The sequence below is a fragment of the Jeotgalibacillus sp. R-1-5s-1 genome, assembly GCF_004405105.1.
Lineage (GTDB): Bacteria > Bacillota > Bacilli > Bacillales > Jeotgalibacillaceae > Jeotgalibacillus.
Genome location: NZ_SORW01000028.1, coordinates 243,666 through 266,330, shown reverse-complemented (window position 1 = coordinate 266,330; position 22,665 = coordinate 243,666). Strand labels below are relative to the sequence as shown.

19 protein-coding genes and 1 tRNA gene are annotated in these 22,665 nt (G+C 43.6%); 6 read left to right on the top strand and 14 right to left on the bottom strand.

The window, feature by feature from the left end; all coding sequences use genetic code 11:
- Window positions 1-375: 375 nt before the first annotated feature.
- Window positions 376-1,269 (bottom strand): DMT family transporter, encoded by an 894-nt coding sequence (locus tag E2491_RS12410; RefSeq protein WP_134375959.1) that lies wholly within the window; start codon window positions 1,267-1,269, stop codon window positions 376-378.
- Window positions 1,270-1,365: 96 nt separating this feature from the next.
- On the opposite strand from E2491_RS12410, the gene E2491_RS12405 reads away from it, so the two are divergent.
- Window positions 1,366-2,055, top strand: coding sequence for an MgtC/SapB family protein (locus tag E2491_RS12405; RefSeq protein ID WP_134375958.1), 690 nt, complete (start codon window positions 1,366-1,368; stop codon window positions 2,053-2,055).
- 95 nt (window positions 2,056-2,150) lie between these two features.
- On the opposite strand, the gene E2491_RS12400 is transcribed toward E2491_RS12405, so the two are convergent.
- Window positions 2,151-2,222, bottom strand: a tRNA-Ala gene (locus tag E2491_RS12400).
- Window positions 2,223-2,319: 97 nt separating this feature from the next.
- On the opposite strand from E2491_RS12400, the gene E2491_RS12395 reads away from it, so the two are divergent.
- Window positions 2,320-3,066: an ion channel gene (locus E2491_RS12395; RefSeq protein ID WP_166805873.1), complete on the top strand. Its 747-nt coding sequence runs from the start codon at window positions 2,320-2,322 to the stop codon at window positions 3,064-3,066.
- On the opposite strand, the gene E2491_RS12390 is transcribed toward E2491_RS12395, so the two are convergent.
- From E2491_RS12390 to E2491_RS12380, 3 genes are all read right to left on the bottom strand, one after another.
- Window positions 3,063-3,464 (bottom strand): YugN family protein, encoded by a 402-nt coding sequence (locus E2491_RS12390; protein WP_134375956.1) that lies wholly within the window; start codon window positions 3,462-3,464, stop codon window positions 3,063-3,065. The genes E2491_RS12395 and E2491_RS12390 overlap by 4 nt on opposite strands.
- Window positions 3,465-3,686: 222 nt before the next feature.
- A complete protein-coding gene (locus E2491_RS12385) occupies window positions 3,687-5,036 on the bottom strand; it encodes a glucose-6-phosphate isomerase (RefSeq protein WP_134375955.1) in 1,350 nt (449 codons plus the stop codon).
- Window positions 5,037-5,246: 210 nt separating this feature from the next.
- A complete protein-coding gene (locus E2491_RS12380; RefSeq protein WP_134375954.1) occupies window positions 5,247-6,410 on the bottom strand; it encodes an iron-containing alcohol dehydrogenase in 1,164 nt (387 codons plus the stop codon).
- Window positions 6,411-6,581: 171 nt separating this feature from the next.
- Between E2491_RS12380 and E2491_RS12375 the strand changes: the two genes are divergently transcribed.
- Window positions 6,582-6,821 (top strand): DUF378 domain-containing protein, encoded by a 240-nt coding sequence (locus E2491_RS12375; RefSeq protein ID WP_134375953.1) that lies wholly within the window; start codon window positions 6,582-6,584, stop codon window positions 6,819-6,821.
- A 265-nt stretch (window positions 6,822-7,086) separates the two neighbouring features.
- On the opposite strand, the gene E2491_RS12370 is transcribed toward E2491_RS12375, so the two are convergent.
- From E2491_RS12370 to pruA, 3 genes are all read right to left on the bottom strand, one after another.
- The gene (locus E2491_RS12370; RefSeq protein WP_134375952.1) at window positions 7,087-8,331 is read right to left on the bottom strand and encodes a Glu/Leu/Phe/Val family dehydrogenase; all 1,245 of its coding nucleotides are present in this window, start codon (window positions 8,329-8,331) and stop codon (window positions 7,087-7,089) included.
- A 91-nt stretch (window positions 8,332-8,422) separates the two neighbouring features.
- A complete protein-coding gene (locus tag E2491_RS12365; protein ID WP_134375951.1) occupies window positions 8,423-9,619 on the bottom strand; it encodes an ornithine--oxo-acid transaminase in 1,197 nt (398 codons plus the stop codon).
- Between the two features lie 154 nt (window positions 9,620-9,773).
- Entirely contained in the window at window positions 9,774-11,318 is a 1,545-nt protein-coding gene (pruA, locus tag E2491_RS12360) for an L-glutamate gamma-semialdehyde dehydrogenase (protein WP_134375950.1), read from the bottom strand.
- 189 nt (window positions 11,319-11,507) lie between these two features.
- Here pruA and E2491_RS12355 point away from each other — a divergent pair, with 189 nt between their 5' ends.
- Window positions 11,508-12,860: an AAA-type ATPase lid domain-containing protein gene (locus tag E2491_RS12355; RefSeq protein WP_134375949.1), complete on the top strand. Its 1,353-nt coding sequence runs from the start codon at window positions 11,508-11,510 to the stop codon at window positions 12,858-12,860.
- Window positions 12,861-12,960: 100 nt separating this feature from the next.
- On the opposite strand, the gene yugI is transcribed toward E2491_RS12355, so the two are convergent.
- The 3 genes from yugI to E2491_RS12340 form a co-directional block, all read right to left on the bottom strand.
- Window positions 12,961-13,344, bottom strand: a complete 384-nt coding sequence (gene yugI, locus E2491_RS12350; protein ID WP_134375948.1) for a S1 domain-containing post-transcriptional regulator GSP13 — start codon at window positions 13,342-13,344, stop codon at window positions 12,961-12,963.
- A 76-nt stretch (window positions 13,345-13,420) separates the two neighbouring features.
- A complete protein-coding gene (locus tag E2491_RS12345; protein WP_134375947.1) occupies window positions 13,421-15,385 on the bottom strand; it encodes a hypothetical protein in 1,965 nt (654 codons plus the stop codon).
- A 63-nt stretch (window positions 15,386-15,448) separates the two neighbouring features.
- Window positions 15,449-17,602 carry a hypothetical protein gene (locus E2491_RS12340; RefSeq protein WP_134375946.1) on the bottom strand — a complete coding sequence of 718 codons (2,154 nt, stop codon included), beginning with the start codon at window positions 17,600-17,602 and terminating at the stop codon, window positions 15,449-15,451.
- A 246-nt stretch (window positions 17,603-17,848) separates the two neighbouring features.
- Between E2491_RS12340 and E2491_RS12335 the strand changes: the two genes are divergently transcribed.
- Window positions 17,849-19,189, top strand: coding sequence for a sodium-dependent transporter (locus E2491_RS12335; RefSeq protein ID WP_134375945.1), 1,341 nt, complete (start codon window positions 17,849-17,851; stop codon window positions 19,187-19,189).
- Between the two features lie 319 nt (window positions 19,190-19,508).
- On the opposite strand, the gene E2491_RS12330 is transcribed toward E2491_RS12335, so the two are convergent.
- Window positions 19,509-19,769 (bottom strand): DUF1871 family protein, encoded by a 261-nt coding sequence (locus tag E2491_RS12330; RefSeq protein ID WP_134375944.1) that lies wholly within the window; start codon window positions 19,767-19,769, stop codon window positions 19,509-19,511.
- A 76-nt stretch (window positions 19,770-19,845) separates the two neighbouring features.
- Between E2491_RS12330 and E2491_RS12325 the strand changes: the two genes are divergently transcribed.
- On the top strand, window positions 19,846-21,003 hold the full coding sequence (locus tag E2491_RS12325) for a MalY/PatB family protein (RefSeq protein WP_208528073.1): 1,158 nt from the start codon (window positions 19,846-19,848) through the stop codon (window positions 21,001-21,003).
- Between the two features lie 56 nt (window positions 21,004-21,059).
- On the opposite strand, the gene E2491_RS12320 is transcribed toward E2491_RS12325, so the two are convergent.
- On the bottom strand, window positions 21,060-21,269 hold the full coding sequence (locus E2491_RS12320; RefSeq protein WP_208528072.1) for a hypothetical protein: 210 nt from the start codon (window positions 21,267-21,269) through the stop codon (window positions 21,060-21,062).
- A gap of 81 nt (window positions 21,270-21,350) precedes the next feature.
- On the bottom strand, window positions 21,351-22,577 hold the full coding sequence (locus tag E2491_RS12315) for an aminopeptidase (protein WP_134375942.1): 1,227 nt from the start codon (window positions 22,575-22,577) through the stop codon (window positions 21,351-21,353).
- Between the last annotated feature and the right edge of the window lie 88 nt (window positions 22,578-22,665).

Genomic DNA, 22,665 nt, shown 5'->3' with positions numbered 1-22,665 from the left:
TGTTTGAAAAGCTCATTGTCTTTTTTATTCGAAAAAGACTTAAAATCTTAAACGTTGACGTTTGGTTGTTTAGTTTTCAAGGTTCAATCTTGCAAAAGTGCTTGTTTTTCCAATCAAGCGACTTAATCATCTTACATCCTGAAGCCTTTCGTGTCAACACTTTTTTCAACTTTTCAAGTTGTCTTTTTCTGTGTTGATGTTGTCCGGCTTTCTTAAGGACAGGTAATAATATATCACGCATTTTTTCGTTGTGCAACACTTTTAATATACTTTTTCAAAAAAACTTTTATCCCGATCAAAACTTTGAAAAAATCCACTGCCGGGCGCTATTTTAGAAGAGTCTAATTATAAAACAGACGTGATGGTAACGCCATACTAATTTTTAATCGGCTTTTTTGTTTTCCTCATTGATAGAATAAACGAACCAAGACCGGCTAAAATGATTGAACCACCAATCGTCTGGGATAGAGTAATTCCTTCGTTTAATATCAGATAGGCAAAGATGGTTGCTCCCACAGGTTCGAACAGTATGGCCATAGAAATCACCGTTGTACTTACCCACTTGATCGACCAGTTAAATAATGAATGACCGAGAAGTGTCGGTAATACCGCTAAAGAGATAAACAATATCCATTCCTGTTGCGGAAAAGGACCGAGAGATTCACCCTTTAAAAGAACATAAACCAACAAGACAATAGAACTGATACTGTAGAGAATAAATGTATAAGTGAGCAGAGACAATCTTTTTCTTACACTTTGCCCGAAGAGTAAGTACGCAGTAACGAGCGCGCAGGAAACAAGCGCTAATACATCCCCCCACAACGCCAGTCCACTTACTCTGAAATCACCAAACCCGATCACCACACTGCCGGAGATCGCAATGACAGCTGCCACGACAGCACCGGGTGTGAACCGTTCTCCAAAGAAAAAGTAAGCACCCACAAAGGCAAACAGGGGTTGCATCGTAACAAGGACGGTAGAGCTTGCAACCGATGTATATTGAAGAGATTCGAACCATAAAATAAAATGGAAAGCCAAAAAGATTCCGGCGATGCATGTCAGCACCCAGTCTTTTCGAGTGAGATCCTTAAGTTTTGCTGCTTCTTTTACAAGGAAGAATGGCATCAAAATTAAAGCGCTGAAAAACATCCGGTAAAAAGCAATAACGCCCGGCTCACCGGCAGACAGTTTTACGAGAATGGCTGAAAATGAAACGGTTATGACACCGACGATGATTGCCAGTGATGCAAGACCTGCTTTGGGCGGCATAGTGAAATCTCCTTTGACGAGTTATAATAATAGTAAGACATAACTTATATTACGCTGATTTCATTCCCGTTTCTATCAGAAAAGGAGGAATGTCCTGTGGTATATGATGAACTGATCTTCGTAAAGCTTGGACTCACTGCTATACTCGGACTCGTGATCGGGATTGAACGGGAATTAAAAAGAAAACCGGTCGGCATGAAAACATCGTTGGTCATATCAATTGTAAGCTGTTTACTGACGATCGTTTCCATTGAATCCGCCTATACATTCAGCGGTGACCCGGACGTAAATATTACAATGGATCCACTAAGACTTGCGGCGCAGATCGTCTCAGGTATCGGTTTTCTCGGAGCAGGCGTTATTCTCCACAAAGGCAATGATACAATTTCAGGGCTAACGACTGCCGCTATTATTTGGGGCGCTGCCGGAGTAGGCATTGCCGTTGGTGCCGGATTTTTCATCGAGGCAATTCTCGGCGTGATCCTGATTATCATCAGCGTGGAATTTCTTCCTGTTATCTTCAAATGGACAGGGCCGGCGAGATTCAGGGAAAGAGAAATCTATCTGAAAGTTATGCTCAATGATGCTTCTAAAGGAAAACAAATTCTTGAAGCTTTGAGACAGCATCACGTTAAAATTGATCAGATTAGACTGAAGGATACACGTGATCACCTTCACATGATTGAATTACACGCCGCTATTTCGAGTAAAAGTACAGTTACTGAATTATATGAATACATCGTTGCACTCGAGCATGTAGCAGGTGCTGAGATTGAGACCAGATAAACAAACATAACTATCACATACAAAAAAGGCTTCAGGGAATCCCCCGAAGCCTTTTTTGTATTGAAAATCCTCAGACACCAATGCTGAGTCGGGTATGGAGCTAAGGGGATTCGAACCCCTGACCTCTTCGCTGCCAGCGAAGCATTCTCCCGCTGAACTATAGCCCCGCGACATTTTTTATTTTACCGCTCTGCCTCCAGCCTTTCAAGTATTAATTGAAAGTTTTTTCACCTTCCGGGCCATACTGGACATGAGGTGATTAAGTTGCACATTCCTGAGATCGGCAGATTGCCAAGATGGTTATTCTTACTGACAGCCGTCATCCTGCTCGTTGCAGCTTCAGGTTCCATCATTCATTTAATCGAGCCTGAAACATTCCCAACAGTTACGGACGGATTCTGGTGGGTTTTCATTACAATTTCAACAGTCGGGTACGGAGACCTGGTCCCTTCCTCTGCACCCGGGAGAATGCTTGCTGTCTTCACAATGTTGATAGGCGCAGGACTGATCTCTGCCTATTTCTTTACTGCCGCTTCCTTTATGCTGAACAGGCAGACAAAGGTCGAATCAGGTTCACTCAAAACAAACTGCACAAACCACACGATCATAATAGGGTGGAATGCACGATCCTATTATTTAATTGATCAATTAGGCAATCAGCCCATCGTGTTAATCGACTTTTCGTTATCCGTACACCCTCTGCTTCACCTGTCGCATGTAAGATTTATCCATGGTGTTCCCCATTCACCCGGCGTATTAGAACGGGCAGGAATGCCATTCGCGAAATCAGTTGTCATTACGGCTGACCAGCATTTAAATGAGGAAGCGGCTGATGCACAGACGATTTTAACGATATTATCAGCAAAAAGAATGAACCCATCCGCCTTGTGCATTGCCGAGCTCGTTTCCGGTCATTTATCAGATCACGCACTGACAGCAGGAGCAGATAAACTGATTGAGTCAAAACAAGTACTTGGGAACGCCCTAGTCATGGAAGTAAGGGATCATTAAGAAAGAATATCCTCCACTCTTCTCAAAATACGCTCTCCTTCAGCTACATAAGCAGAAGAGAGCGTTGCATCCTCATCAACCGGTGACTGAAACTGATTAAATGAAGCCTGGATATTTCCTGAAGAAGCCTCAATATCAACATCATCCTGGTACTGATGGGCAAGCAGAAAAGGCTGCCTGAATTCCACATACGCCTCCTGTCTGTCCAACTCTCCTGAAACCGGCTTAAAAGGAAGCCTTAAATGAACATAAGTACCTTCAAGCTCCAAGGGATAATCAAAGCTTCCATGATCATAATCCCATCCGCCACCAATAGCGAATCCTTCAGGCTTTAATTTTTCTTCAAGTAAATACAATGGAAAAACTTTCCCTTCAAGATCAGATGAATAAGCATGCACAGCAACCACTCCTTTTTAACCTAGCTTACCCCGCATCCCCCGATTCATGTAACACCACCACTCTGAGTACTTTCCTTTGAAAAAACAAAAAAACTGACCGAAGTCAGCTTATTGTCAGGATGTTCATTCTATCTTGATTACATTTGATTGCGTTTCTTAAAAAAATCCAAAAGTGCCGGGCACGGAGTGTAAGATGTGCCCGGCACGATTTTACATAGGAAATTATTTCAAACGCTTCTCCAACTCAGCTTTTTTCTCTTCAAACCCAGGCTTACCAAGAAGCGCAAACATGTTGACTTTGTATGCTTCTACACCAGGCTGATCAAATGGATTTACGCCAAGCAGATAACCGCTCATCGCACATGCTTTTTCAAAGAAATACACAAGGTAACCAAAATTGTAGGCATCCATTTCATCGATTTCCACAATCAGGTTCGGTACACCTCCGTCATTATGAGCAAGCAGTGTTCCCTGGAATGCTTTATTGTTTACAAAATCAACCGTCTCACCCGCGAGATAGTTCAGTCCGTCAAGGTCGCTGTCCGCTTCTTCAATCGTTAACTCGTGACGTGACTTTGCAACTTTCACAACAGTTTCAAACAGATCGCGTCTACCTTCCTGAACGTACTGTCCAAGAGAGTGCAGGTCTGTTGAGAAGTTGGCTGATGCAGGGAAAATACCTTTTAAGTCTTTTCCTTCACTTTCACCAAACAGCTGCTTCCACCACTCATTGAAATACTGAAGACCTGGCTCATAGTTAATGAGCATCTCGATTGTTTTCCCTTTGTTATAAAGGATGTTACGAATCGCTGCATACTGATAAGCCCCGTTTTCAGAAAGCTCTGAAGAACTGTATTCTTCACGTGCATCTGCCGCACCTTTCATCATCGCTTCAATATCAATGCCGGCTGCTGCAATTGGCAGAAGACCTACTGCAGTCAGTACAGAGTAACGTCCACCCACATCATCAGGTACAACAAATGTTTCAAAACCCTCTTCAGAAGCTAATGTTTTCAGTGCGCCCTTTGCTTTATCCGTTGTCGCATAAATACGTGACTTCGCTTCTTCTTTTCCGTACTTTTCTTCAAGCAGCTTTCTGAAGATACGGAACGCGATTGCAGGTTCTGTCGTCGTGCCAGATTTCGAAATGACGTTAATGGAGAAATCCTTCCCTTCAAGCAGGTCCATCAGATCTCTCATATAAGTGGAGCTGATATTGTTTCCTACAAATAGCACTTGTGGAGATTTACGCTGCTCTTTAGACAGTGCATTGTAAAAGCTGTGGTTCAGCATTTCCAGTGCGGCACGTGCTCCAAGGTATGAACCGCCGATTCCAACGACTAAAAGAACGTCAGAGTCCTTGCGGATTTTTTCAGCAGACTTTTGAATGCGGGCAAATTCCTCTTTATCATAGTTAACCGGAAGGTCAATCCATCCTAAAAAGTCACTTCCTGCACCCGTTCCTTCATGAAGAGTGTGGTGAGCCTGTTTCACTGTATCCTGTAAATACGTTAATTCATGTTCGCCGAAAAAATCCAGCGCGTTTGAGTAATCAAAACGAATTGAAGTCATATCGTTTATCCTCCGTTTTTTGTAGTTATCTGTTTACACTTTATATGATGTTGTTTTGATTATCAAGAAAGGTCCCGTATGTAAACGGATACAATTGAAAAATATCCACACGTATAAAAAAGAGGGTATCACTTTAAAGTGAAATACCCTCTTTTTTGAAAACGTCCGGTGAGATTTTCTATCTTCACCCGCTTAATCATTACGTTGGTTTTATAGTGATGCTGTCAGAATCTGAACGACATCTTCTTTGTTAAGCTTTTTGAAGTTACCGAATTCGCCGTTTATCATTGCTTTATCAGCCATGACGTCGATTTTGTCATCTCCGATTTCGTAATCAGCAAGTGTCGACGGTGCACCGATTTCAGTCCAGAACTGACGCAGACGCTCGATCCCTTCTTCTCCGATTTGACGATCGGATTTACCTTCAGGATCAACGCCGAATACACGAACTGCCATTTGAGCAAAACGTGCTTCGTTGACTTCAAGGTTATGCTTCATCCAGTTAGGGAACAGAATTGCCAGACCGCCGGCATGAGGAATGTCATACACAGCAGATACCGCATGCTCAATGTTGTGAGAAGCCCAGTCTCCTCTGTAGCCCATCTGAAGCATTCCATTCAGCGCAAGTGTACCACAGTAAAGGATTGTTTCACGCAGCTCGTAATTTTCAAGATCATTGACAAGCTTTGGAGCCGTTTCAATGACTGTACGAAGTACACCCTCGATCAGTTGATCCTGCACAGGCGTATTTTTTGTGTTGTGGTAGTACTGCTCGAATAGATGAGACATCATATCCACAATTCCATAAATCGTCTGATCCTGTGGTACAGTAAATGTATTTTGAGGATCAAGAATAGAGAATTTCGGGAATGTTACAGGGCTTCCCCAGCCGTATTTTTCCTGCGTTTCAGCATTTGTAATAACGGATCCTGCGTTCATTTCAGAACCTGTTGCCGCAAGCGTTAAAACTGTACCGAATGGCAGCGCTTCTTTAGCAAAAGCCTTTTTCGTTACGAGATCCCAAGCTTCTCCATCATATTTTGCACCAGCAGCAATCAGCTTCGTGCAGTCAATAACACTTCCGCCTCCTACTGCTAAAATGAATTCAATTCCTTCATCCTTACAAATCTTGATTCCTTTTTCTGCAGTCGTTAAGCGCGGGTTCGGTTCAACACCTGATAATTCATGAACCTCAGCTCCGATTTCCTTAAGCAGGCCTGTCACCTGATCATATAATCCATTTCTCTTAATGCTCCCTCCGCCATAAACGAGAAGCACTTTATTGCCATATTGCGGAACCTGTTCTTTTAATTGCTCCACCTGGTCTTTACCAAAGATCAGTTTTGTCGGGTTATAAAACGTAAATGTTTCCATCAATTCCGCCTCCTAAAACATTTGTACAAACAGCATTACTGCTCGTCACATTTCCTTTTTCCATCCAATATTATCATCTATTCATACAATGAATGCAAAGAAGATGCTCGCGAATATTCTTACCCGCTCAGGACAAACTACAAACGACCCTGATAAAAAGGAGGCGTTAAAATGAGTGCCATTCAGCGAATTGCATTAGTGTTGACGATTATCGGTGCTTTAAACTGGGGACTTATCGGATTCTTCCAATTTGATGCAGTAGCGGCCCTTTTCGGGGGACAGGACTCAGCTATTTCACGGGTGATTTACGGCCTGGTCGGAATCGCCGGTCTGATCAACCTTGGCCTTCTGTTCAAAACGGATGATGAACGTGTGATCCGTACAGAACGCGAACCGGAACCTGTACGATAATCAGGCAGTCACATTGTACAAAAAACACCTCAAAATCGAAATCGATTTTGAGGTGTTTTGATTGTTGGGGTCAGTCCACCGCATACGCAGCTAAACGCGAACTTCCGCTTTTCTTTGTGTCCAGCTACACCGGGCAGGGACTAGCAAACTTCCCGTCCTCTCGTTCGATAAGTCAACATCGGCTCTCTTCGTTCGCCGTGTTTCCTTTATCTTCGTCGAGGACAGTCCAGTTTGTACGTCCCTAAACGCCCGGTTTCGCTTTTCTTTATACCCAGCCTCTGAATCGGCTGGCTTCGGCTGATTTTCTTACGCCGACCATGTAGGCTGCGAGGCGCATGTTGACGCGTCTGCTTTGGGCGAGGTCGTATACCTGGTTAAAGGCGTCAACGAGTTTCTTTTCGAGCTTCTCGTTAACTTCTTCTTCTGTCCAGTAGTAGCCCTGGTTGTTTTGTACCCATTCGAAATAAGATACGGTAACACCGCCGGCACTTGCCAGAACGTCAGGTACAAGAAGGACACCCCGCTCATTAAGGCGGTTAGTTGCTTCGATGGTTGTTGGTCCATTTGCTGCTTCTACTATGATGCTTGCTTTGATGTTATCAACGTTTTGAGACGTGATCTGATTAGATACGGCTGCAGGAACGAGAATATCACATTCAATTTCAAGCAGTTCATTGTTTGTCAGCGTGTTTTCAAATAATGTTGTGACGGTACCAAAACTGTCGCGGCGGTCAAGTAGATAATCGATATCAAGACCGTCCGGATCATGAATGGCGCCATGTGCATCTGAAATCGCAATGACTTTAGCGCCTGCATCATGCATGAATTTCGCAAGGAAGCTTCCTGCATTACCAAAACCCTGCACAACAACACGCGCGCCTTTAATATCAATACCTCGTTTTTTAGCAGCCTGTTCAATACAGATGGTTACACCCTGGGCAGTCGCTTTTTCACGCCCCTGGGATCCACCAAGAACGATTGGCTTCCCTGTAATAAATCCAGGGTTGTTAAATTCATCAATACGGCTGTATTCATCCATCATCCAAGCCATAATCTGAGAGTTTGTATACACGTCAGGCGCAGGTATGTCCTTTGTAGGTCCTACAATCTGACTGATCGCGCGCACATAGGCACGGCTCAGGCGTTCAAGCTCTCCCATTGACATTGTTCTCGGATCACAAATGATACCGCCTTTCCCTCCACCGTAAGGGAGGTCAACGATTCCACATTTTAATGTCATCCACATTGAAAGTGCTTTTACTTCCTCTTCATCCACATCCGGATGAAAACGTACTCCACCTTTAGTCGGTCCGACAGAATCGTTGTGCTGTGCACGGTAACCCGTGAAAACACGTGTACTTCCGTCATCCATTCTGACAGGCATACGTACAGTCAGAAGACGCATTGGCTCTTTCATTAATTCGTAAACAGCGTCATCATACCCCATTTTAGTCAGTGCTTCGTGAATAACCTCTTGCGTAGACGTAAAGAGATTCAAATTTTCTGCCATGATTATTGTTCGCCTCTTTTATTTCAATTAGTGTGAATCGGCATAATTGTAACATAACCCAACTCATTAGACGATGATTTTAAGAAGAAAGTTAGGAAAGAACAGCTGTGATTTTTTCGATCGCCCAATCCAGTTCTTCTTTAGAAATCACAAGCGGCGGTGCAAATCGGATCACCGTATCATGCGTCTCTTTGCAAAGCAGTCCCTGCTGCTTTAATTCCTCACAATATTTACGTGCAGGTTCATTCAATTCCATCCCGATAAACAGTCCGCTTCCACGCACTTCTTTGATGATCGGGTTATCGATTTTACGCAGCGCTTCCATGAAGTACGTACCAAGCTCAAGTGAGCGGTCGGCAAGATTTTCATCGCGCAATACATTCAGTGAAGCAATAGATACGGCACATGCCATTGGGTTACCACCGAATGTTGAGCCGTGTGAGCCAGGGTTAAAAACGCCAAGTACTTCTTTATCTGCCACAACACAAGAAATCGGGAATACACCGCCTCCAAGTGCTTTGCCGAGAATGTACATATCAGGATCTACATCTTCCCATTCGCAGGCAAACATTTTTCCTGAACGGCAAAGACCGGCCTGGATTTCGTCTGCAATAAATAAAACATTGTGCTCTTTACACAGCTCACGCGCTGCTTTCAGGAAACCTTTTGGCGGAAAAACAATTCCAGCTTCCCCCTGGATCGGCTCAATTAAAAAGGCTGCTGTATTTGGTGTGATCGCTTCTTTCAAAGCATCCAGATCTCCGTAAGGTACAAGTTTGATTCCTGGAAGCATAGGACCAAATCCGCGCTGATATTCCGCTTCTGATGAAAGGGACACGGCTGTCATGGTACGGCCGTGGAAGTTCCCGTGGCAGGCAATAATCTCAGCACGATCCTTTTCCACACCTTTTACTTCGTAAGCCCAGCGTCTTGCTGTTTTAACAGCTGTTTCAACCGCTTCAGCTCCGGTATTCATTGGAAGAGCCATTTCTTTTCCTGACAATTCGCAGATGAGTTCATACCATGGTGCAAGCTGATCATTATGGAATGCACGGGAAGTAAGCGTCACTTTGTCCGCCTGGTCCTTCAGCGCCTGGATGATTTTCGGGTGTCTGTGCCCCTGGTTAACAGCCGAGTATGCACTCAGCATATCCATATATTTATTACCTTCCGGATCTTTTACCCATACCCCTTCAGCCTCTGAGATGACGATTGGCAGTGGATGATAGTTATTTGCGCCGAAGCGTTCCGTTTTTTCAATAATTGACGTTGATGTTGATGTCACCATGTTGCACACTCCTTTAGTTGTTCTGGTTTCATTATATAACAAAGCGATTCTTTCCTGAATATGAGAAGAGCCGGCTGGAAGAGAGGAAAAAGGCAGTTTCCCTTTTACGGGAATTCCTCCCGCTTTATCATCTCTTGCCGGCCGGCATCATCCTTTACAGCATTTCTGAAGTTGTTTTTGCCTGCATGTGAAGCGTCAGGTAATCAGGGCCACCCGCTTTTGAGTCTGTTCCTGACATGTTGAATCCACCAAATGGCTGGTATCCAACAATCGCACCTGTACATCCACGGTTGAAATAAAGGTTTCCAACGTGGAAATCTTCACGTGCTTTTTCCTGATTCATGCGGTTATTGGTAATAACAGCACCTGTCAGGCCGTATTCAGTGTTATTTGCGATTTCAAGGGCATGATCAAAATCCTTCGCCTTTGTAAATCCAACAACCGGTCCGAAGATTTCTTCCTGCATCAGACGCGCGTCCGGTGCAAGATCAGCGAATACAGTCGGCTTCACGAAATAGCCTTTCTTGTCATCGCCTTCTCCGCCTGCAACGAGACGGCCTTCTTCTTTCCCGATTTCAATATAGCTCATGATTTTATCAAATGCAGCCTGATCAATAACCGGCCCCATAAATGTATCAGGCGTCTTCGTTTCACCTACAGAAAGTTCTTTCGTCAGTTCAACTACGCGCTCAAGTACCTGGTCGTAAACTTCTTCAAGCACAACGGCACGTGAACATGCTGAACATTTCTGTCCGCTGAAGCCGAATGCAGACTTCACGATAGACTGAGCAGCCAGTTCAAGGTCTGCGTCTTTATCCACAACGATTGTATCCTTACCGCCCATTTCAGCAATGACGCGCTTCAGCCAGATCTGACCTGGGTGTACTTTCGCAGCACGCTCATAAATACGCGTTCCTACATCACGTGATCCAGTGAAAGAGATGAAGCGTGTTTTCGGGTGGTCAACCAGGTAGTCTCCCACTTCTTTTCCGCTTCCAGGAATATAATTCAAAACACCTTTAGGAAGGCCTGCTTCCTCCATTACTTCAACAAATTTTGCAGCAACAACCGGTGTTGTTGAGGCCGGCTTAAGAAGAACTGTGTTCCCTGTCACGACAGCAGCCACAGCTGTTCCAGCCATAATGGCAAACGCGAAGTTCCATGGAGAGATAACAACGCCCACTCCTAATGGAATGTAATCATAACGGTTAAACTCACCAGGACGGCTTTCCACTTTCTTGCCGTCTTTCATGGCGCGCATTTCACGGCCATAATATTCAAGGAAATCAATGGCTTCTGCTGTATCAGCATCCGCCTCATTCCAAGGCTTACCTGCTTCCTTTACAAGCAATGCTGAGAATTCATGTTTGCGGCGGCGCACAATGGCAGCAGCACGGAACAAAATATCTGCACGGATTTCAGGTTTTACTTTTCTCCATGATTTGAATGCTTCTTCAGCTGCCTGCATCGCTTTTTCAGCAAGCTCCTGATTTGCTTTGGATACCCGTCCGATGACTTCATCTTTCTTAGCCGGGTTATAAGAGACAATTTTATCTTCAGTCACGACTCTCTGACCATCAATAATTAACGGATAATCCTGACCTAAGTAACCTTCAACCGTTTTAAGACCCTCTTCAAATGCTTTCTTGTTTTCCTTCACGGAAAAATCAACGAATGGCTCATGCTTGTAAGGAATCATAAGTAAACCTCCTATATATAAATGTTATTGGGTACAGTGCAAAAAATATTTGCAGTTAGAAAACCCTTACATATATAATAATGCAAAAGATGATTGCATTTTTCAAGTATTTTTTCTTTTCAGTCATTTAAAAATTCTTAATTTCAAATAGATGAATACATGATCAATGATTTAACAAGGGGTGGTTAGATGAAATCACACAGAGGGACTGTGATCAGCACGGAATTTGTTTCTGCCATGCTGGACCAGATTGATCGCGGCATTCACGTGGTCGATCCGAACGGGCGAACGATTTTTTACAACCAGAAAATGCGTGAAATGGAAGCGATGAATGATATTGATCTTCTCGACAAAAGGCTGCAGGATATTTTTCAATTTCACCCGGATGAACGGAGCACGCTTTTGCAGGCCCTCGCATCCAAAAAACCAATTTTGAACGTCAGACAGTCCTACTTTAATGTAAATGGCCATGAGATTATGACGCTGAATGATACCTTCCCTATTATCGTCAACGGAGAAATTGCAGGTGCGATTGAGATGGCAAGAGAGCTGAGGCAGGTTGGCCAAACTAAAGATACAAAGCCGCCAACACTTTCTTCCTTTGACCATTGGACCGGAAGCACGCCTTTAGTTGCACAAATGATTTTTGAAGGAAAAAAGGCCGCACACGCGAATGATTTTCTGCTGCTGTGCGGGGAAGCGGGAAGCGGCAAGGAGCTCCTGGCGCAAAGCATTCATCTTGAACGCGGCTATCAGCACGATGCATTTCATGCGATAGATTTCAGAACCGCTTCCTCAGAAAGCATTGACCGCTTCTTCAGCGAAATGAATGAACCATCAAATGAACCGGTAACTTATTTTATGGGGCATGTTGAATATCTGGAGCTTAAATGGCAGGAGCTCCTGAATCAGCATCTTATCAGTGAGAAACAAAAACGGAGTGGCGAAAGCCTGAAACAGTTTTTTATCCTGACACTGAGTCAGGATCCGATTGATGCTGTACAGGATGGTTTACTGATGAAGGACCTTTATTACACCGTAAGCGAACGGACGATTTTTGTTCCTTCACTCAGAGAACGCCTGGAGGATATGAAAGAACTGACAGAATATTTTATTGAGGATTTCAACGCCAGATTCCAGACTTCAGTCAAGGACGTAAGCGAGGAAGTGCTTCATCTATTTTCTTCCTACGACTGGCCTGGAAATGTCCGTGAACTTGAACATGTCATGGAAGCTTCCATGTTCGCACTCGGGAATGACCAGCAGATAGAATTCACTCACCTTCCCCACTACTTCAGGCTGAAATTTGATGACCCGGCAAGTCCCGCTCCAGTGCTCGACAGCTCAGCCTTTATGGTCAAAGAAGGCAAAGCCTCACAAACACTCGATGCATTCCTGCAGGAGGCAGAATCCTACTATATTCAGAAATCGCTCCAATACCATGACCACAACATTACCAAAACAGCAGACGCACTGGGCATGAGCCGCCAGAATCTGCAATATAGGATGAAAAAGAACGGGCTGCTGCGACTCAAGAAATAGGGGGACGGAGCGCCCGTTCCTTTTTGAAAAAAAGAACGGGCGCTCCGTCCCCCGCAAAAGAAAAAACCAGAGCAATAGCCCCGGTTTTTCAGTAAAAAAATTAGCGCTTCATGTCAGACTGGTCGATCCACTCTTGAAGCTTGTCTTTCAGGCTGTTGAAGCCAGTTGTATCTTCTGTGTGAGATACAGCTTTTGAAGCTTGTGGTGCACGGCGTTCTTTACGCTGTGGCTTTTCTGGTGCTTCTTCAGTTGCACGGATTGAAAGGCTGTACTTTCCAGCTTTCTCGTCAACAGAAAGAACTTTTACGTTTACTTCCTGACCAACTGAAAGGTGGTCGTTGATGTCGTTTACGTAACCGTGAGTAATTTCTGAAATGTGAACCAGACCTTGTGTATCTTCATCAAGTGCAACGAACGCACCGTATGCCTGAATGCCTGTTACTTTACCTTTTAGTTCTTGTCCTGCTTCGAATTTTGTAGACATGGAAATCTCTCCTATAACCAATTATTTTTTATCGTTTTCACGCAATTATTGATTATATCATAGTTGAGAGATTAAATCAAAACCATGTCAAATGAGCCGGATCGAAAACTGGCTGCCATCGACCATCCTTCTGAACGAGTTCGAACGGATATTCAGAACCGTCAGTGTGAACTGCCGTAATCCTTGCAGCATTGTCAGAATCATAATGAGTTATAAATTCAATGAGCCCATCCGCCTGAAAGCTTGGCACCTGCCATGGTTGATTTTCAAATTCCTCATATGAAAGTGCCGTGTCAGCCAGAAAATAGGCTGCCTCTTTTTCAGAAGTCAGGATCGTTTGAATATAAACCTGAATCACCTGATCCGGAAGCAGAGGTTTGACATCAAGTTCATCCTGAAAAGTTGCGATCATATTAGCTTTTTCGAACATAGGCGTCTGATTTAGCGGGAAGTAATTTTCATTCTCCCTCACACGATAAACGGCCGGCGCCTGTGTATACCGATGAATGATCTCGCTTGTTTCTGGATTAATGATAAAATTTTCCGCTTCAAGTTCTTCATAAATGGTGGCTATATACCTGGCAGTCGTCGATTCTTTAAGATTTTCAGTTTTGATCATACTTTCCCAAACTTTACGGACCTCTGATGAAAGCCGATTTTCTCCATCACTCAGCTTATCCAAAAACTCATGAAAAAGCTGAGTATGCTGCAGCAAATAATCATCCGTCACGATGTTTCTGCCAGCCAGCCCTGACAATATTTCTTCAGACAGCAGTAATTTTCGTGCCATCTGGTCATAGGAAAGATCCGATTCACCATCCTGTACATAAGGAAGTGAAGCCTGTTCATAAAGTAAAGAAATAGAGGCAGCATTTAACTGATCACCGGCAGCCTCCTTGAATTTGTCTCCGCCATACTCCACCTTGTACTCTTTTTCAGCCGGTAAAATGACAACTTCAAACCCATTTTGACCAATGACATCAATCAACTCCTGAGTTTCCCTTGAAGGGGAATACTCAGACAGATTCCCTCCTGAAAGCTGGTCAAGTTCATAAGTGTATTCATCTATTTTCTTCTGATATAACGCCTGCATTCCCTCCGTTGCATCAATGAAAATATTCAGGGCATCCCCTGCCTGCTTCTGCCTTTCAAAATCTGATTCCCCTTGTATGTCAGCTATATTCTGATCAAATCTTTCGATCGGTGTGTTGTAGACATAATCCCCCATTGTGATCAGCCGCTCCATCTGCATTCTGACCCCTTCAAGCTCAAACGCTGCCTCAGCCTGTCCGATGGCATTAACAATACTGTCATATTCATTGTAAAAAGGGGCAAAAAAATCAATTGATTTCAAATCTTCCTCATTCAGCCCTGTTTTCGTCATATGAGATTGAAAAACAGATTCCTTTAACCTTGTCATCTCCTGCATTTCGCTTTCCATTGAATCCGGTAAACGAATCGTTGCCGGTTCTGCAGTGTTTTCAGCAGGCTCGTTCGTCAGAAAAGCGATAACGATTGAAAGCAGCAATATCGCTGCCCCCGTAAAATAAATCATCCTGTTGGATTTTTTCTCCACTAGAGGTTCTGTCCTGACCGGCTCGACTTCAAACGTCTCTGTTTCACGATTCTTAATTACCTTTGCTATCAGCAGCAGCATTTTTTCCATCTGGTCAGCCGAAACGTCATAACCCCGATTCATACGGAGCTGATCCGTGAGCAAAGACAAAGCTTCTTCTTTATCTGCCGTCATTTCGCTGATCTCAAACTCATCCAGATCAACTATGTAAAATAAAACAATCGCCGCCCTCATTTTCATTGGCAGCCTGATGATTTCCAGCCACAGTTCCTGATCTTCATAATGAATAAACTCATCTTTTCCCTCTTCTGAAACGGGAATGGCTTCTATCTGATTCAAAAGCCATTTCAAATGAGCTTTCTGTGTTTTGTCCTGATCCATTTCCTTAAACAGGCGCCCGCGCTCCTCAAACGAAAGCCCCATCGCAAACAAAAAGTCATTCAGTTCCTTTTGAGGTGTAAGCACCCAATCACTCCCTGCACATTAAAAAGGTCACTTCAGATTAAAACGAAGCGACCTCTTCATCAATTAATAACGGTTAAACATTTGATCACTTGTAAATTTCACTTTATAACCCTCATCAGTTTTGACCATTGTAATGATCAGCATCGTGCCATCGTTTTTTTCCACATTTACAGACAGACTGTCATTAGAGCCAGTCGAGTTGACATAAATATTATTCATTCGGTCAAGCTCAAGCTTCCCTAGAATATCCGGTGGCACCAATGTCTGAAACTCCTCTAATGAAGGTAACTTATCTGTTGGTTCAAAAAATGAGTATAGTACTTCTGTATCCTGCATCTTAATACTGTTTAGATAAAGCATCGCAATCTGTTCTGCCTGCAATACAGACAACATGTTCCGGTTCTCAGGTGTTGTATATAGTTCATAGACCTTACCGTGATAGTGCTCAAGCGGAAAATCAACAAATGTGGAATTGCCATTAAAATGATACCAATGCCTGATATCGGGATATAACAAAAAACTCGTATTTTCTATTCCACGCAGAAGTTCAAAGTTATTGTTTTTTAATAGCCTGTATTGAAAGTCGACTACCTTATATATTTCTTTTCCTTTCAAACTTTCATCTGCCAGCACTTTCTCCCAGGATTGTTTGACGTCCTCTTTTAAGAAGCCGTTTTCAAAAATCATTTTTTCAGGACTTCCCGATATATATTGAGCAAAAAGCATCTCGAACTGGTTCAGACTGCTAAACAAAAAGCTTGAACTTGTGAATGGGTCTGACATGTCTGGAGATGATTCATGCAAAAAATTTATATTTTCATCTATTTTAAGAAGTGCCTTTAAATGATCATCTGGGGATTGCGTACCGCTGTGATGAAGTTCACCGTAAATTCCTAAATTCAGCTCAGGTAAATTATTTAAAACCTGTTGAAAAACAGGATCGAGTGACATGATGGCGGTATCGAAATTTTCACCGCCTATCATTACATGAAAACGGTTCTGATCAAAATCATATTCAAAATCAAATCCATTTTCGCGGATTTTTTCTCTCAGTACCCGTTCATCCTCCGGCAGCTCACTTTCTTTAAAATAAGACCTGCTCCAAGGCGCCATTTCTTCTCTTTGTGCATTCAGTTTTTCCTCATAAACGACACGTAGAGACTGGGCATAATCATGGAAGAAAGCTGTCGCTACATCTGATGTTGTATACAGATCTTTTTCAGGTAGCCACTGATTATACATAGGCAGGTCCGGATTTAAAAACGAAAGCGGAGGCGCAATCGATAGTAAGGCAGAGTCTTTGATCACATCAATTTCCTGTCTTAACTCTTCTTCACTTAGATTTGAATAATACGGATCGTTTTGCTCGTTCAGGTATTCCAAATGCATCAGTTGACCCTTCGCCATTTCAACCACTGGTAACTGATTCACTTCTTCAGCAGAGAGGCCTAACTGCACAACCAATTCTTCTTTCTTATTTTCAAGTTCCTGATTAGCAACATCAATTTCTTCTTCAGGAATAATAAACTCTTCCTCTTCCTCCCGCTCTTCATTCGCTGCGGCTGTTCTTTCTGTTTCTTCCGGAATCGGGTCATTCAGGGCAAATGCAAGACCTCCGGCCAGTAATATGACAGCTGCGGTCGTAACAGCTGGCCAGTTCTTACCCTTTGCTTTTGTCTCACTTGTGCTGCCCGCTTGATCAACAGCGGTGAAATCCTGCTGCTGCAAGGTCAAAGGCACTTTTTTATAGGCTTTATTTAAAAATGTCAGCATAGCAGGTATCTGATCCTGCTCAGTGTTCGTGCTTTCAGCCAGGGTATGATACGCTTCCTGCTTTTCAACCTTGACCTGTTCTTCAGAAATACCAATATAGGCAGCTGCATCAGCATCTGTAATGGGGTAAAATGAAGTTAGTAAAACAAGTACTTTCTGTGTGTAGGGTAATGATTGAATGGATTGATGAAGCTCCTGATCCTCTGCAAATGCAGACACTTTCATGGAAGGGCCTTCGGGAGGATTCGATTCACCATAACGGATAAATGCCTTTATGATATCGCGCTTCTGATCGGATTGACTCAGTACATGACTGACAGCTTCAGGTTTTTCTGATTCACCATATCCCATCATAATGGAAAGAAGCTCTGCTTTTTTAATCTCATCCGCTTCATATAAAAACTCAGGCTGTTCCTGAGGCTGCTCTTTTGATTTCTCTCTCAACTTTCACACCTGCCTCTATATTTGTTGCGCATACCTTTTATACGTACTATGTTATCAGAATGTTTCAAAAAAGACAGAAGAGGATTTGTTTTATTCTTATTTTAGTAAACAGACTAGGATCTAACAGGTTTGTATGCAGTTGGGCCCGTGTCGTTAAATGGATTCGTGAAATTTTCAAAAAAGTCTTTTCTTCTGATCCTGGTATGTAGTAGCATATACAAATCATGACTTGAAGAGGTGAATGAAATGAGTAATCAGCAATGGTCTTCAAAACTCGGATTTGTCCTTGCTGCAGCCGGTTCTGCAATCGGTTTGGGGGCGATCTGGAAGTTTCCTTATATGGCAGGCTCAAACGGAGGAAGTATTTTTCTTCTTTTGTTTATCCTGTTCACTATTTTAATCGCCGGACCGATCCTGCTTGCTGAATTTGTCATTGGCCGCAGAGGTAAAGCGGATGCTGTGACAACGTTTAAAAAGCTTGCGCCGGGAACAGCCTGGCCGTTTATCGGAATTATCGGAACGATTATCGCTATTATTATCTTATCTTTCTACAGTGTGGTTGGCGGCTGGATTTTATCTTACTTATGGAGAAGTGTAACAGGCGGGCTGTCAGGCTTGACCCAGGCAGAGTACGGTGGCCTGTTTGAGTCGATTATTGCCAATCCCGCAGAAGTTTTGATTGCACAGGCGCTATTTATGACGATCACGATTTGGGTCGTTCAGAGTGGTATCCAAAACGGAATTGAGCGTGCCAGCAAGATCATGATGCCAGCTCTGCTCTTGATGTTTGTTCTGTTAGCCGTTCGCTCACTTACACTTGACGGTGCCATGGAAGGAATTGAGTATTTATTCATACCTGACTGGAGCTACTTTGACAGCAATACAATGCTATTGGCATTGGGTCAATCCTTTTTCGCTTTAAGTGTTGGGGTTTCTGTCATGATTACTTATGCATCCTACCTGAAGGATCAGGATAACCTTGGACGCTCTACTGCATCGGTTGCGATCCTGAATATCGTCATTTCCCTTTTAGCCGGAATTGTGATTTTCCCTGCAGTATTCGCTTTGGGATTTGAACCGGGAGAAGGACCGGGACTTGTATTTGTTGTGCTGCCTGCGATCTTTAACGAGCTGGCTTTCGGCGGCGTGTTCATGTTTGTCTTCCTTGTCCTGCTGTTGTTTGCAACATTAACGTCTGCGTTTTCGATTCTCGAAATCGTGACTGCCACTTTCTCACGTGGTCAGGATGACAAACGTAAAAAGTATGCCTGGATCTCCGGGATTCTGATCTTTATCGTAGGACTACCAAGTGCTTTGTCATTCGGTGTATTCTCAGATGTAACGATTGCAGGCTATATCATGTTCGATTTTGCCGATTATATTACAAGCAGCTTCGGACTTCCGCTCGGCGCATTACTGATCAGTCTGTTTGTTGGATATAAGCTGAAAAAAGAAGATGTGTTTGGTGAACTCTCTAAAGGAGCTGGAGGCACATACCGCTGGATGACTGTCTGGTATGTTCTGATCAAGGTGGTCGCACCACTGGCGATTATTTTAATCTTCTTAGAGAAATTAAACATTATATAAATTTTTGATGGAACGGGCTGCTGCCCGTTCTTTTTTCTGGAATGTGAGGTTCCGGTATGAGTTTGTGAGTTTGCGGTGGGAGTTTGTGAGTTCCCCTCTCAGGTTCGTGAGTTTAGCGGGAAAGTTCGTGAGCTTATTTAATAATTCGTGAGTTCAGAGACATTTGGACTACAGCATTTTTAGTGAACACGGCTCTCCATACGCGTATTCAAATCATGACAGGATACTGGTCGTCTTCGCGCATGGAAGGTCCACTGTATCTGAAGTTACCAAACCCCATATAAAAAACCGCACTTACCATCAGTGCGGTTTCACTTCTCTATTCCTCATATACAGCATCCATTTTCACTGCCAGCAGCTTGTAGGATACTTTTGTACAGTCCTGCAACGGGATCCATTGACCAAACGCAGACTCATAGATTGCCTGAATGTGTCTGGCCAGATCCGTCGGGTGATGCAGTTCATGAACAGACTGAATAACTTCAGCAATTTCATGATCGTACCCTTCTTCCCCTTTATCAAATGGGTCCCATTCCTGCAGAATAATCATGAGTTTTAAATCCATTTCACTTATATTCATTTGTACCACCTAATCATTTTGAAAAATGCTTCATCTATCATACCATAGAATAGAGAATTGGAAAGGAAGTGTTTGCATGATTGATTTTGACCGCGAAACGCAAAGAACCGGATCACATTCCGTGAAGTGGGACATGATGAATGAATTGTTCGGAAAGAGTGACTTGCTTCCGATGTGGGTGGCGGATATGGATTTTGCCCCGCCTGAAAGCGTCATGACTTCCTTAACGAAGCGGCTAGAACAGCCTCCATACGGTTATACATTTGTTCCGCCATCAACAGCACGGACCATCGCCGGCTGGCTTGAAAAGCGGCACGGCTGGAAAACCAATGCATCATGGTATTTATATTCAATCGGCGTGGTCCCTTCCATCGCAACTGCCATCAGGGCATTAACGGCTCCCGGTGATCACATATTAACCATGACACCTGTCTATACACCATTTTTCGGCATGATTGAACAAAATGGCAGGACCGTTGTGACCAATCACTTAATTGAGCAAAACGGCCGCTACGAAATAGACTGGGAGGATCTCAGTCAGAAGCTGTCTGATGTAAAAATGTTTCTGTTATGCAGCCCGCACAATCCTTCGGGAAGAGTATGGAGCAGTGATGAGCTGAAGAGACTATCTGATTTATGTGCAGAGCATGATGTCGTGCTCGTTTCAGATGAAATTCATTCAGATTTAATTTACAGACACGCCCGCCACGTACCTACTGCAAAAGCAGCCGGTGATGAACATGATCATATTATTACACTCGTTGCACCGTCCAAAACCTTTAATCTCGCAGGTCTCCAGGCGTCGGCTATTATTTGTTCAAACGAAGAAACCCGTGAGAAAATTAAGGAGGAACAGGGCCGTCAGGGATTTTTCACTCTCTCCACATTTGGCATCACCGCAATGGAAGCCGCTTATTCTGAAGGAGAGGAATGGCTGGAATCACTTATTGATTATTTGACCGGAAACCTTGAGCTTGTCAGAAATACGGTCACGGAAATGGATCAGATTAACATGATGGAGCCTGACAGCACCTACCTTCTCTGGCTGGACGCACGAAAAACCGGTTTATCTGACGAAGAAATCAAAAAGAAACTCGTCGACGAAGCCGGACTCGCACTTGAACCTGGTGATAAATACGGAAAAGGCGGAGAAGGATTCATCAGAATGAACATCGCCTGCCCAAGATCAATGGTCGAAGAAGGACTTAGAAGACTGCAGATGGTATTTAAATAATTTTTTGGGGTGAGTTAGAAACAAAAAAGACCGGGATTCTTCATCCCGGCCTTTTTCTATTTAGAAGAATGATTACGCTCATTCAACATTTTCTCTTCAAGCTTTTTCGTTTCCTCCGCCTGTCTTTTAGACACACGGATAATCCAGCGAAACGTAATATACGTCATAATAACAAACAATAATAGCCATAATGCAGCTGGAAGGTATTCCGATTTATCTTCCGGAAAATATAAAAAGAGCTGCAAAATAAACAAGTCGTAGAACACGGCGCAGCCTCCTCGCTTACTCAATTTCCTTCATTATAACAACGCTTCCTTCATACATCACGTGAACAATTCGTGTACAGCCTATTCAGTTGCCCAATTCCCATTGCGAAAGACCGGTTCTCGCGTTCCATCCGCTCTGATCCCATCAATGTTCATCTGAGCAGAGCCCATCATAAAATCCTCGTGAACGATGCTGTCATTTAACCCTGCCTCAAGCCTTTCTTCATCGTTCATCTCTGTTCCACCCTCAATACAGGTCGGATAACACGAGCCGAGCGCAAAATGATTCGATGCGTTTTCATCAAACAGCGTATTAAAAAACAGAATGCCTGAATCAGAAATCGGTGAACGGTGAGGTACGAGTGCGATCTCGCCAAGGTACGGTGCCCCCTCGTCCATTGTCAGGATTTTTTCAAGCAGCTCCTCTCCGACATCCGCTTTAAAATCAGTGACTTTCCCCTCTTTAAATGTGAGCGTGAATCCGTCAATGATATTCCCTTGATAGGCAAGCGGTTTTGTGTTTGTCACATAGCCGTTCACACCTAATCTGTGAGGAACTGTGTACACTTCTTCTGTTGGCAGATTTGCGATAAAGTCATGACCTTTTTTATTTTTCGAGCCCCCTGTCAGCCATTTATGGTGAGCGGGAAGTTTAATTGTGATGTCTGTACCAGGTCCCTGATAATGCAGTGCCGTATATTGCTTTTCAGTTAAGGAGGCCGCTCTTTTTCTGAGATGTTCCATATGATGTTCCCATTCAAGTACCGGGTCATCTTTTAGAATTCTTGTCACAGAAAAGATGGACTCCCACAGCTTCTCGACTGCTTTCACTTCAGGTTGTTCCGGGAACAGCTTCAGTGCCCAATCAGCAGAAGGCACTGCCACGATAGACCAGCTGATGCGATCTGTTTCAATTGCTTCATAAAAAGCACCGAGCGCCTCTCCTCTTGCTTTTGCAAAAGCGGCAATCCGGTCAGAGGAGATTCCCTTTAGAAGATCGGGATTATCAGACTCGATAACAAGGAATGCCCCTTCCCGCTCAACCGTTTCTTCATGCGCCGTTGTCAGCCATTCCGGGAAATAGTCGAGTTCCTGATCAAGTGCTTTTTCATAAAAAAGTCTTGTTACGAGATCATCGTGCCATTGGACGTGTACATTACCCGCTCCTGCACGATAAGCCTCTTCAACTACAAGTCTTGTAAAAACAGCGCTGTCAACTGAAGCCGCAATCCACAGAAACTGTCCTTCCTGAATGTTGACTCCTGTCCTGACAGCAAGCTTTGCGTATTTCAATAAAAGTTCGTCCATATTATTTCCCCCATGTATGTAAAATGATTAGGTCAAGATTGTATAAAAAAAGCCGGAACCACTCCCCGTTCCAGCCTTCATGTTTGAA